A 12,106-nucleotide genomic window follows, 5' to 3' on the forward strand; every position below is an offset into this window, starting at 1 on the left:
ACGATTCCTCTCATTTGTTTATTCATACTGAAAATCGATCGTTTGACCGTCTTCATCCACGTCGATGTTCAGGTTATGATCATCGAAATACCACATGTCTTCTCGTTCAACGTAGAATGTAATTCCATCCTGCTGAACTTCAGAACCTGCTTCTTTCGGCTGTTCTTTTGCAACTCCCAGCGAAAAGCCGCTCTGGACTGTACTGCAGCCGCCGAGCCTCACAAAAAAACGCACAAAATCTCCGGCTTTTATTTCCATTTCGTTTTTATACCATGCAACAGCAGAGTCCGTAATGTTCATCTTCATAGTAGTAAGTAAAACCTCCTTGAGAGCCTGATTGTAGCATTCCATTCCTCATCATTGCTACTATAGCTGAAGCCTCGCATCAAATAAAGAATTTTGTTTTAAATGAAACATGTTATAATAATATCGATACATATCGGACAGAAATACAGGTAACATATAAGGAGAAAATAGTGTGAAACATAGAGTAGCAAAGGTTTTTATTTCCATGCTTCCGCAAAATGGGATCTCCCGTATTGCTGGTTCCTTGGGAAGAACAAAAATGAGCAAATGGTATGTTAAACCATATGCCAAAATGTATGACATTAACTTATCAGAAATTGAAAAACCAATACAGGACTATAAGCACCTTACTGAATTTTTTTCAAGAAAATTAAAGATCAATGCGCGCCCGATCGATAATTCGGCTGACTCGATCATTTCTCCGGTTGACGGAGTGGTATCTCAGTTTGGACGAATTCAAAAGGGGACGATCATCCAGGCGAAAGGAATCGATTATTCGGTTCATTCTTTATTGGGTGAGGCGAAAGAGGACTTTGAAGAAGGAAGCTTTGTAACGATCTATTTAAGTCCAAAAGATTATCACCGCATCCATATGCCGCTTGACGGAAAAATCACTTCGAGCACGTATATTCCGGGGCGTCTGTTTCCTGTCAACGATATCGGCGTTAATCATGTCAAAGGGCTCTTTACAAAAAATGAAAGACTCGTCACCTATGCTGACACAAAAGCAGGGGAGATCGCCATCGTGAAGGTTGGAGCATTCATCGTCGGAAGTGTGCAAGTGGCATACTGCGAGCCGTATAAACGGGCAAGAAAAAAGGTGCTAAAAACGGAGCATCCCTCTGAACGATATAAAAAAGGGGAAGAAATCGGCCATTTTGAATTCGGTTCGACCGTCATCTTAATCTTTCAAAACGGAAAAATGGAGCTCGATCCATCTGTCAAAGCCGGCTCAGCTGTTAAAATGGGCCAAAGAATAGGAAAGATTAAAGCCCGTTAATTAACGGGCTTTTTTGCATCCTTTTAAAACGGGTATAGTGGCTTGAGCAGCGAAAAAGTAAAAGAAGAAAGGATGGAAAAGTTCATGGACTTATTAACGATGGAACAATTATTTCAGCAGGCGAAGGCGAATTTTTCAGTGTCCGACGTCATATCACCTCATGTGCGAATTCTGTTTATCCTCGAGTCCCCGCATCGGGAGGAAATCAAACATCATATACCGTTGGCCGGTTCATCAGGGAGATCGGTAAGCAAAGTTTTATTTGAAGGGAAACAAAGCCTGCCGTTTGGATTGCTGCTGAAAGAAAATAGCGATAAGAAACCTTATTGCCATCTTGGCATCTTGAATGTTTGCCCGTTTCCGCTGCAGAGCGCAGCGATTCCAGATAGCAAATGGGGTGATAGCCACCCTGAATTTGTGCGTGCTGCAGAAAAAGTCCGTGTGGGGAATGATAAAGATGTGTACAGGGACGAAACATGGAATGCTTTCCAGGAAGTCATGCAGCAGGATTTTAACCAAAGGTTAACCGAACTTGTCAATCAGCCTTTGGTCATCGTCCCGTGCGGACGGTTTGCACAGAAACAGTTCCGGCTTGCTGATGTCCAGTCTTCCCACTGGAAAGTTGTCAGCGATGTCCCTCATCCTTCCTATAATTCCTGGTCAAAGGATCGGTATAGTGCACAGATCGCCGAAGTTACTGAGGCCGTGGGTTACATTTAAAAAAAGAAAAGCATGCTTACACCATACAGGACGGCAGTAATTCCTGCAGCAATAAGCGCGGGCTTCAGTTTGTATTTCGCATAATCAATGACTGGAAGATTCAATATCCGGGCGATCGTGTTCGTATCATCACTGAGCGGTGATGCAAAGGCTCCGAACGTTCCACTCGCAAATACAGCTCCGATCACAAGAGGAAGGGAGATGCCGGCAGCTTGGGACATGGAGATCCCGAGCGGCATCAGGATGCCCCATGTTCCCCAGGCTGAACCAATAAAATAGGACACTGCTGCACCGAAAACGAATAGAGCAGGAGTCACGAATGCGGAAGGAATCCATCCTGAATGGTCGGTAATAAACCGCGAGAATCCCAGTTTGTCGGTCACGGAGGACAAGCCCCAGACGACGGTAAGCAGTACGATAACAGACATCAGCTCATTTCCGCCGGCAATGAAGCCCTCCATCAAAGGCCCCGTTTTCACCCCTTGAAATCGGCAGTAGACGAACGAAAACAATATGGTGATGATAAGAGCCATCACCATGGCATTTAGCACATCCGCTTTAATGAAGGCGTTAAAGAATCCTTCACTTTTTTTGCTCCCGTCCCACCAAGTGAGGAATAATGTGAGAGAAACGGCAATAATCAACGGAATGAGCAAGTTCCACGGCTTGACGGGAAGATCTTTTGATACAGCAGGGTCACAGTTATGCCAGTCATCTTCCTCAGTTTCGATGGACTCATTGCTGCTCATGGGCTTTGAGCTGGAATGGTGGAAAAAGCTTAAATAAATGCCAAGAATGATCATAACAATTGAAAAAAAATTATAGGGAATGCTTTGGATAAAGAGGGAATAGGCATCGCCTTTTATCTTTTCATTCTCTAAAGCCATATCAACGATGGAAGTCATATAGCCTACAAAAGCGGTCGCGATCGGGATGAGTACAATGATCGGCGTCGCTGTAGTTTCGATGACAAACCCCAATTCCTGAGTAGACATTTTTACTTTTTTCATCAATGACCTCATGATTGGAGCAATGGTTACGAACCGGAAGCTGGGTGCGCTGAATGTGCCGATCGTAGAAACGTAAGTTAAGAACAACGCTCCTTTTTTTGTCTGGATCCTTGAAGAGGCTGCTTCTACGAAACCCCGAATACCGCCTGAAAGTTTAATGATGCCGACCAGTCCTGAAAAAGCGTAAAGAAACATTAGGATTTTCAGGTTGCTTTTATCGGTTAAGCCCTCAATGACAAAAGTGATCATTTTTTTGAGTCCGCCGATGAGGGAAGGCTCCAACAGGTAGCAGCCCGCCAGAAAGCCGATAAATAAGCCCGGCAGAACTTGCCTCGTTTTAACCGCTATGGGAATGACAACAAGAAAAGGTATGATGGACAGCCAAGTTTGATTCATAATGCCCCCCGATTCATATGGATTGACTAATCATTATCATGTGATGCTCAAGGGAAATTATTCTTGATGGTTCATGAATCGCCAACAAAGCCTTACCGGCATACACTATTATGTATGCCGCAAGATTTGTTTGCAGCATGTAGAGGTTGCATTATTTCTTCTGTCATGTTAAGGTTATGTTCGATAATAAATTGTAAAGCAAAACTGTTTATATATACTTCTGTATAGGGGCATATTATATCTAAATATGTGCCTTTTTTTAAGGCCTACTTTGTTTAATAATCTTTATTTTGAACACTAAACCAGTGATTTTTAAGATTGTAAAAGATGATTTCAGGAGATTTACTTGGAAGTATAAGGAAATGGTTTTGACGAAAAAGGAGACAGTTACACATTGACAACATTCAGTGAATTAGGTTTAAGTCCCGAATTGCTAAAATCAATTAACAATATGGGTTTTGAAGAAGCTACGCCGATCCAGCGTGATACGATTCCAACCGCTCTTAATGGAACGGATCTTATCGGACAGGCTCAAACAGGAACAGGAAAAACCGCTGCTTTCGGTATTCCGTTGATCGAAAAGATCGACGTAAAAGCCCGTAAAATTCAAGGAATCGTTCTTGCTCCAACACGTGAACTCGCAGTTCAGGTCGGTGAAGAACTAAACAAGATTGGCCAATTTAAGGGGATTAAAACCCTTCCGATCTATGGTGGACAATCGATCGTCAGACAGATCAAAGCACTAAAAAACAATCCGCATATTATTGTGGGTACACCAGGTCGTGTGATTGACCATATCAACAGAAAAACATTAAAGCTTGAAGACGTTCATACTGTTGTTCTTGATGAAGCAGATGAAATGCTAAACATGGGCTTTATCGAAGACATTGAAACAATCCTTGAAAATGTCCCGACTGAGCGCCATACGATGCTCTTCTCTGCTACAATGCCGAAACAGATTCAAAAGCTTGCTGAGCGTTTCATGAAAGATGTACTTGTCATTCGTGTGAAAGCAAGTGAGATGACGGTTAAAAGCATTGAACAAGAGTATGTAGAAGTTAAAGAAAAACAAAAGTTTGATGCTCTTACCCGATTGCTTGATATTCAATCTCCAGAGCTTGCCATCGTTTTCGGCCGTACAAAGCGCCGTGTCGATGAATTGACTGAAGCATTGAACAAGAGAGGCTATTCTGCTGAAGGAATCCATGGTGACCTTCCGCAATCGAAACGTGACATGGTTCTTCGCGCGTTTAAGAACAACACGATTGAAGTACTTGTCGCTACTGACGTTGCAGCTCGCGGATTAGACATCAGCGGTGTTTCTCACGTATATAACTTTGACATTCCACAGGATCCTGAAAGCTATGTTCACCGTATCGGACGTACAGGACGTGCGGGAAGAACAGGATATGCGGTTACGTTCATCACCCCTCGTGAGATCGATCACCTCTATACGATTGAAAAAATCACGAAGCGTAAAATGGTGAAACGTCCTGTTCCTTCACTTAACGAGGCGATTGAAGGCCAGCAGCGCATGGCGCTTGATAAGCTGCTTAACGTGATTGAAGATGGAGATATCCAAATCTATAAACAAACAGCGATGGAAATGCTTGAAGAGCATGATTCCGTATCCCTGTTGTCTGCAGCATTAAAACTGTTGACTAAAGAGCCGGATAGCACTCCGATCGAATTGACATTCGAACCGCCACTTTCGGTGAAAAAACGCCGTGACAACCGATTCGGAGACCGCCGACGCCCTCAGCGCGGCAGCAGCAACGAATCAAGAGACAAGAGAAGAAACGGAGGCAACCGCAGTGACAAACAGCGTCAAGGCGGCGGCAACCGAGACATGTCATACCGTGCGCCAAAACGCATGAGAGAAGATAAAAAAGCAAGATAACATACGAAAGGAATCTGCGAATCAGCAGGTTCCTTTTTTATTTTTTGGTTTCAATGAACCGATTTTGGCATACTAGCTATAGGAGGGATAACGATGGAAATGATCGGTTCAACCTATACATTTAATGCCAGGAACGGTGAAAAAATAACCTTGAGACCTGTTGTTATGGAAGATGCCGGGCAGATCGTTGATGCAGTAAAGGAAATCGTTGATGCAGGAGAATTTTTACAAAAAGAGAGGCCCCGCACAAAAAGTGAGGAAGAGGATTTTATCAGTGACTGCCGGATGAAAGGTAATATGTATACCGCCATCGAAAAACAGGGAACTGTGATCGGGATCGCCCGTATCATTAAAGGAGAACTTACGATGAAAAAACATACGGGGATGTTTAGAACGTGGATTAATTCAAAAGGACAGGGTTTAGGGATAGGCAAAGAGGTAATGGACTATTCCATCCAATGGGGGAAGGAGAACGGACTTTATAAGATCTGGCTGACTGTCTTCTCAGAAAACAAAATCGCCATCAGGCTTTATGAAAAAGCTGGCTTTACCGTGGAAGGCGTTCAAAAAGGACAAGTGATCATCAATCAAGAACTGCAGGATGAATGGTATATGGCCTGTTTCCTAAAAAAAGAAAGCGAGTAGCGAAAAACTGGGCAGCCCCGGTTTTCTTTTTATAGATTCATTCATAGAGAATCATACATAATTATGGTAAAGTGAAGAGGACTACAAAGGTATTGGAGAAGTGGAGAGTTCAATGAATAGAGCAAGAATCACCGAACAAAGTGAACAGCAAATAAAGAGTGCGGCTTCATCCATTGCCGCAGCTTACCGTGAATTAAAAAAACTCGGTTCTAAGGGCGAAGCTGGTGCGGTCTTGGATTTGTATGAAAAAGTGAAAACCCAGCAGTTTGCCATCGCGTTCTGCGGCCATTTTTCTGCCGGTAAATCCAGCATGATCAATGAGCTCATCGGGGAAAACATATTGCCCTCAAGCCCGATTCCAACAAGTGCAAATGTGGTGAAAGTCCAAAATGGAACCCCTTCAGCAAAAATCTTATTAAGAAACAAAGGAATAGTGAGTGTAGATCCACCTATTGACGTGTCAGAGATAAAAAAATGGGCAAAGAACGGCGAAGAGATCGAGAGTATTGAAATTAATGTGGACCGTACTATTCTTCCTGACCGAATCGCCATCTATGATACACCGGGCATTGATTCAACGGATGATGCCCATAAGGTTGCAACAGAATCTGCCCTTCATATGGCAGATGTCGTATTTTATATCATGGATTATAACCATGTTCTTTCACAGCTGAACTTTACCTTTATCCGGCTGCTGAAAGAACAGGGAAAGAAATTGTACCTGATCGTGAATCAGATCGATAAACACAATGAAAAAGAGATCACTTTCCGTGAATTTACAGACAAAATTAAGAGCGGATTCAAGAGCTGGGACATTGAACCGGAAGAGATCTTTTTTACCACCATCATGGATCGCAGCCATTCCGGGAACCAGCTTCAGGAGATCAAAACGCTCTTCCAAAAATTTTATTTGGCGAAGGAGGAATGGATTCAGGAAAACGCCTTCAGCGAAACTGAGCGCTTGATCAGAAAAACGGTACAAACTTGTCTTGACCTTGATGAAGACCGCAATAGAGAAGCATTTGAAACAGCTGAAGGTGAAGATGAAAACGCGAGTGAACAAAAAGCTGTTCATTTTCTTGGTAAAATGGAAACGTTGGAAAAAGATGTGGTTCAAAAGAAAGCGGATGCCGCGAAACGGTTTAAAGACATCCTGGACAACGCTATCCTTATGCCTTTTCAGACGAGAGAACTTGCCAAGAACTACATTGAGAGCCGGCAGGATAGTTTTAAAGTAGGCGTTCTGTTCGCCTCTAAAAAAACTGAAGCCGAACGAAATGTACGGCTTCATGCCTTTTATGAATCAGTGCAGGAGAACATAAAGACACAGATCAACTGGCATCTTAAAGATTACTTTCATGCACATTCCGCTGTAATGAAAGAAGAGCCGGTACTGAGTCTAGAACGGCTGGCTGCTCTTATCAAGCCTGGAGCTTCATTAAACGGCAATTATGTTTTGCAATACTGCAATGATGTCGTGGAAGATATTAAGCGTACTTTTATGTCGCATTACCGGCCGGAACTTGATCAGATCACTATTGAGACAGAAAAAAACGCGCAAGCAGAGATTCAACAGTACAAGGTGCTGATCTCAGAGCAGGAAAATATTTTAGCTGCACTGCGAAAAACAAAAGAAGTGAGACAAAAATGGATATCCACAGAAAGCATGCTTTTAGATGCCTTGTACAGTGAACAAAACCATGCTGTTGCGATGGAAGAAGCAGATCTCGTTCTTGCAGCACAAGAGGCGGAGGTTTCTAAACTTACCGTTGAAGACTTAAAGAAAAACGCCAATTCTTCAGAAGAAACCGAAATACTGGATAACGTCCCTAATGGAGAAACAGCAGTGAACCGCGCAAAGACCGGGGGGCCGTCCCGTCTTGAGGATGAAGCAGAAAAGCTTGAATCCGCAGCAGCCATCCTGTCCAGGCTTGAGTTGATGAAAAATCGTTCTGATGATATGAAACGTTTTTCAGAACGGCTTTTAAACCGAGATTTTACGGTCTCGCTGTTTGGTGCTTTTTCTGCTGGAAAATCATCGTTTGCCAATGCGCTGATCGGGGAAGAACTCTTGCCCGTTTCTCCGAATCCAACGACTGCCACGATCAATAGGATTGTTCCGCCTGATCAAGAGCATCAGCACGGCACAGCACTCATTTATTTTAAAAAAGAACAAGATCTTTTAGATGAGATCAACCTGTCACTGTCTCATTTTGGAAAAAAGGCAGGAAACATTCTCGAAGCCATACAGGCAGCGGGCCAGATTGACAGCCGAAAAAGCTCTGATAAGCTTCGTCCGCACCTTCAATTTTTAATGGCGGTCCATAGAGGGTTCAGTGCCATAGAAAAGCAGATGGGTACCGAAATGTCTATTTCCGCTGCAGAGTTTAAGGCATTCGTTGCCGATGAAGAAAAGGCATGTTTTACAGAAAGTGTATCGGTCTATTATGATTGCGCCCTGACAAAGATGGGGGTGACATTGGTGGATACACCGGGAGCTGACTCCATCAATGCCCGCCATACGAACGTCGCTTTTGAATTTATAAAAAAATCAGACGCCATACTTTATGTAACCTATTATAACCATGCATTCTCAGCCGCTGACCGTGAGTTTCTGATCCAGCTCGGACGTGTCAAAGACACCTTTGAACTGGATAAAATGTTCTTCGTGATCAATGCATCAGATCTGGCGAAGGATAGTGAAGAGCTCATCGATGTTGTGGAACACGTCGGTGATAATTTGCGCCGGTTCGGGATTAGACATCCAAAGCTGTATCCGATGTCGAGCTATTTTTCATTGCTGGGACAAAAACCAACGGGTGAACTGTCTCAGGAGGAACGAAACCGACTCGGAAGCAAATACCAAGAGTTACAAGGGCAGGAACTATTGCAGCGGACAGGATTCCTGCCGTTCATGAACGCCTTTATGTCCTTCTTAAAAGAAGACCTTGCAGATGTGCTGGTGAATTCAGCGATTAACCAATTCCAGCAATCCAAGTTTATGCTGGAGCGGCTGATCGACGAAGCAGCCTCCAGTCAAAAGGACCGTGAAAGAAAGTCACAAGAGCTTAAAAATACATGCACGAACATGCTGCAAACGATGGAAGGCTATTCTCTGCAGCAAAAAGAAGAGCTTTTGCAAAAAGAGATCAATGAGCTGCTGTTTTATGTAAAACAAAGAGTTATGCTTCGGTTTACCGAATTTTTCAATGAGGCATTCAACTCTTCTGTGATCACAGGATCGGTAAAAGAACAAAAGAACGCTTTGCATGAAAGCTGGAAAGAACTGCATCAGAGGATTCAATTTGATCTGCATCAGGAATCGAGGGCAACCATACTCAGGGTAGAAAAATACATTCTTTACTTGCTCAGTGAGATGCACGAGGAAATGGATCAGGCATTGAAAAGGTTTAATGGTCCGGAGTATCACATGGGTAAAGAGGATATTCAGTTCAAGAGCCTTGAAATTGAAACGAAGCTTCACGAGGCCGAGGGAAAAGAAACGATTCTTAAAGAATTTAAGAATGCACGTCATTTCTTTGAAGAAGGGGGAAAGAAAAACATCATGGAAAAGATGTACACCATGATGGAAAACCCGGTTCAAACTTTTGTGGATGATAGTGCAGGAGTGTTCTATACGTATTATCTTTCATCATTTAATGATTCTGTGCATTCCGAAATCAGCCGTAGAAAAGGAGATGCTGTTCTTTATTATGAAGGGCTGCTTAAAGCGCTTGAAACTCCCGGACTTCTGGAAACGATGAAGAAAAGCCTACTGGAACTGAATCAATTATAAAAAAAGGAAACCGTTTAGACGGTTTCCTTTTGCTCTTATTGAATCTCACTGACAAAGCTTGCTTCAATCAATCCTAATTTTTTATGGATTGTATTTACTTTTTCGGCAAAAGCACTGAACTGTTTGTCAGCGTCTGCTGTTTTCGCTTCATTTCCTAGGCCTTCAGCTCTTGTCTTATACGATTGGCTAAGGTCTTTGAAAGCTGTTTTGAAAACTTCTTGATCTTCTTTCGTCAAGGAAGAAGGAACCTTCAGCTCAGGGATTTCTTTCGCTGCTTTTTCTCCAGAGTCCTTGGCTGCTGCAGCTAATTTTTCAAGGTCTGCTTTTGGTGTTTTCTTTTCAGGATCAAGAGCTGCTGCATAGGCATTGAACGGCGCATGATATTCACGCAGTTTTGCTCCTAATTCAACTTCAAAATCCAATACTGCGGATTTTTCTTTGTTTTTGTCCGATGAAGTTTCTGATTTTGGTTTATCCTGGCCTTTTGCTTCTTTTTCCTGACTGCATCCTACGCTAAACACAAGCAAAAGTACTGCGGCAATACTCATAAATTTCTTCATATCACAAAACCTCCCTAAATATGTAATTTTCTAGAAATCGACCGGCAAAATCTAGTTTATTATGTTTTCAGTCAGTTGTAAAATGATAAATTATTTAAAATGTTTTGAAAAATGAATGTTAATCAATCACATGGTATACTAAACCAAAGATGAGGTTTGAGGAGGAAAAATGATGAGTGTACATCAAGAGATCAGCAAACATTCCAGCAGGCAGCATGCGATTGTATCAGAATTTCTGATGCTGGAACAAAGAAGAGAAAATTTGATCGATATCACGGTTGAGCAATGCGGAAAAGGACTTCCTTTCAATGTGAAAGAGATTAATGAAGTAAGTAAACAAATGAACCTGCTCGCTCAAAAGGGGATTGTTCCTCAGCGGAAATTAATCACAGAACACATGGTAAAGGAATATGTGCACAAGAAAAACCAAGCGTCCAATCTGTAAAGATTGAATGCCTGGTTTTTTTTATGATTTCCTAAAATAATTAAGGATTAGGGATGGATAGGGATTTTAAAAAGGATTCCAGCCTGTCTAAACCGGCAGAAAGCTGTTCCATAGATGCTGCATAAGAAATCCTGATATAGCCTTCACCCAGTTCAGAAAAGGCTGAACCGGGAACTACGGCTACTCTCTCTTTTTCCAATAACTTTGTGGCAAATTCCAGTGAAGTGATCCCATATGGAGAGATATCAGGGAAAATATAAAAAGCTCCTCCTGGCTTTTCGGCGTGCAGTTTCATTTCAGTTAACCTTCTGCTGACAAACTCTAAACGCTTGCTATATTCTTTTTTCATGGGAAGCGCATCGTCTTTGCCGGCTGTTAATGCTTCAATCGCAGCCATCTGTGAAATAGTTGAAGCGCATGTTACATTGTATTGATGCACCTTTAATAGATGTTTTGAAATCTCTGCGGGGGCAAAGACGAGGCCGATTCGCCATCCGGTCATAGAATGTGACTTGGAGAGCCCGTTGATAACAATCGTTTTTTCTTTCATCCCTGGCATCGATGCGATCGAGACATGTTCGTGTTCGTACGTGAGTTCGCTGTAGATTTCATCGGATAGTACAAAAACATCCTGATCTTTTAGTACATCTGCAATTTCCTTGAGCTCGCCGGGAGATAATATACAGCCCGTTGGATTGGAAGGATAGGGCAGGATCACGCACCTTGTATTTGGTGTGAGGTGTTCCTGAATCAGCTCGGCGTTTAGTTTAAAGCCGTTTTTTGTGGTATCCACATAAACTGGGTTCGCTTTGCACATCTCGATGACAGGAGCATAGCCTGGGTATACAGGACCCGGCAGCAGGACATCACATCCTTCATCTAAGATCGTACGCAGAGAAATGTCGATTGCCTCACTGGCACCGTTCGTTACGATCACTTCATGTTCAGGATGATATTTCATTCCATATTTTTCATTCAAGAAGGAAGAGGCGGCTTTCCTTAACTCTAAGTAACCGGCATTATGAGAATACACGGTTTTGTTTTCATCAATGGCCTGTTTGGCAGCATTTTTAATATGCTCCGGAGTAGGGAAGTCAGGCAGTCCCAGGGTAAAAGAAATGGCATCCGGATATTGGCTGACAAGGTTATAAAACGTACGGATCCCCGATATTTGAATATGTCTGACCGAGGGGTTCAATAAATGTTCCAACTCATTCTTCCTTTCTTTATCCTATTGCTTTTAGCAGCGGATGTCTGTTGTTTTTAAGTTTAGCTTTAAACTCCTTTTAGAGTCAATGGTTTGAATTTCTTGTATGTAAAAAGCTGTG

10 protein-coding genes are annotated in these 12,106 nt (G+C 42.6%); 6 read left to right on the top strand and 4 right to left on the bottom strand.

Translation table 11 applies throughout. The annotated features are described in order from the left end of the window. Positions 1–18: 18 nt before the first annotated feature. On the bottom strand, positions 19–306 hold the full coding sequence (locus LCY76_RS11045; protein ID WP_248252668.1) for a HesB/YadR/YfhF family protein: 288 nt from the start codon (positions 304–306) through the stop codon (positions 19–21). Positions 307–478: 172 nt separating this feature from the next. Here LCY76_RS11045 and asd point away from each other — a divergent pair, with 172 nt between their 5' ends. Together asd and LCY76_RS11055 are read left to right on the top strand one after the other, a co-directional pair. Next, complete coding sequence (gene asd / locus LCY76_RS11050; RefSeq protein ID WP_248252669.1) at positions 479–1,306, top strand: archaetidylserine decarboxylase; 828 nt, start codon at positions 479–481, stop codon at positions 1,304–1,306. An 84-nt stretch (positions 1,307–1,390) separates the two neighbouring features. Further along, positions 1,391–2,026 (top strand): uracil-DNA glycosylase family protein, encoded by a 636-nt coding sequence (locus LCY76_RS11055; protein WP_248252670.1) that lies wholly within the window; start codon positions 1,391–1,393, stop codon positions 2,024–2,026. Here the strand turns inward: LCY76_RS11055 and LCY76_RS11060 are convergent. Beyond that, positions 2,023–3,432: a Na+/H+ antiporter NhaC family protein gene (locus tag LCY76_RS11060; protein WP_248252671.1), complete on the bottom strand. Its 1,410-nt coding sequence runs from the start codon at positions 3,430–3,432 to the stop codon at positions 2,023–2,025. The two genes, LCY76_RS11055 and LCY76_RS11060, sit on opposite strands and share 4 nt — an antisense overlap. Positions 3,433–3,826: 394 nt before the next feature. On the opposite strand from LCY76_RS11060, the gene cshA reads away from it, so the two are divergent. From cshA to LCY76_RS11075, 3 genes are all read left to right on the top strand, one after another. Further along, positions 3,827–5,332, top strand: coding sequence for a degradosome RNA helicase CshA (cshA, locus tag LCY76_RS11065; RefSeq protein WP_248252672.1), 1,506 nt, complete (start codon positions 3,827–3,829; stop codon positions 5,330–5,332). 93 nt (positions 5,333–5,425) lie between these two features. Further along, a complete protein-coding gene (locus tag LCY76_RS11070) occupies positions 5,426–5,977 on the top strand; it encodes a GNAT family N-acetyltransferase (protein ID WP_248252673.1) in 552 nt (183 codons plus the stop codon). A 112-nt stretch (positions 5,978–6,089) separates the two neighbouring features. Further along, positions 6,090–9,773, top strand: coding sequence for a dynamin family protein (locus LCY76_RS11075; protein ID WP_248252674.1), 3,684 nt, complete (start codon positions 6,090–6,092; stop codon positions 9,771–9,773). A 35-nt stretch (positions 9,774–9,808) separates the two neighbouring features. Here the strand turns inward: LCY76_RS11075 and LCY76_RS11080 are convergent, their stop codons facing one another. Next, positions 9,809–10,333: a hypothetical protein gene (locus tag LCY76_RS11080; RefSeq protein ID WP_248252675.1), complete on the bottom strand. Its 525-nt coding sequence runs from the start codon at positions 10,331–10,333 to the stop codon at positions 9,809–9,811. 172 nt (positions 10,334–10,505) lie between these two features. Between LCY76_RS11080 and LCY76_RS11085 the strand changes: the two genes are divergently transcribed. Then, on the top strand, positions 10,506–10,778 hold the full coding sequence (locus tag LCY76_RS11085; protein ID WP_336606252.1) for a DUF2533 family protein: 273 nt from the start codon (positions 10,506–10,508) through the stop codon (positions 10,776–10,778). Between the two features lie 40 nt (positions 10,779–10,818). Here the strand turns inward: LCY76_RS11085 and LCY76_RS11090 are convergent, their stop codons facing one another. Continuing rightward, the gene (locus tag LCY76_RS11090; protein WP_248252677.1) at positions 10,819–11,988 is read right to left on the bottom strand and encodes an aminotransferase A; all 1,170 of its coding nucleotides are present in this window, start codon (positions 11,986–11,988) and stop codon (positions 10,819–10,821) included. Between the last annotated feature and the right edge of the window lie 118 nt (positions 11,989–12,106).

The organism is Fictibacillus marinisediminis (assembly GCF_023149135.1).
GTDB classification, from domain to species: Bacteria; Bacillota; Bacilli; order Bacillales; family Fictibacillaceae; genus Fictibacillus_C; species Fictibacillus_C marinisediminis.

What these genes read in the sequence shown, in the direction of transcription:
- LCY76_RS11045 (WP_248252668.1), bottom strand. Translation starts at nt 306, where the DNA reads ATGAAGATGAACATTACGGACTCTGCTGTTGCATGGTATAAAAACGAA.
- LCY76_RS11055 (WP_248252670.1), top strand. Translation starts at nt 1,391, where the DNA reads ATGGACTTATTAACGATGGAACAATTATTTCAGCAGGCGAAGGCGAAT.
- LCY76_RS11060 (WP_248252671.1), bottom strand. Translation starts at nt 3,432, where the DNA reads ATGAATCAAACTTGGCTGTCCATCATACCTTTTCTTGTTGTCATTCCC.
- LCY76_RS11070 (WP_248252673.1), top strand. Translation starts at nt 5,426, where the DNA reads ATGGAAATGATCGGTTCAACCTATACATTTAATGCCAGGAACGGTGAA.
- LCY76_RS11075 (WP_248252674.1), top strand. Translation starts at nt 6,090, where the DNA reads ATGAATAGAGCAAGAATCACCGAACAAAGTGAACAGCAAATAAAGAGT.
- LCY76_RS11080 (WP_248252675.1), bottom strand. Translation starts at nt 10,333, where the DNA reads ATGAAGAAATTTATGAGTATTGCCGCAGTACTTTTGCTTGTGTTTAGC.
- LCY76_RS11085 (WP_336606252.1), top strand. Translation starts at nt 10,506, where the DNA reads ATGAGTGTACATCAAGAGATCAGCAAACATTCCAGCAGGCAGCATGCG.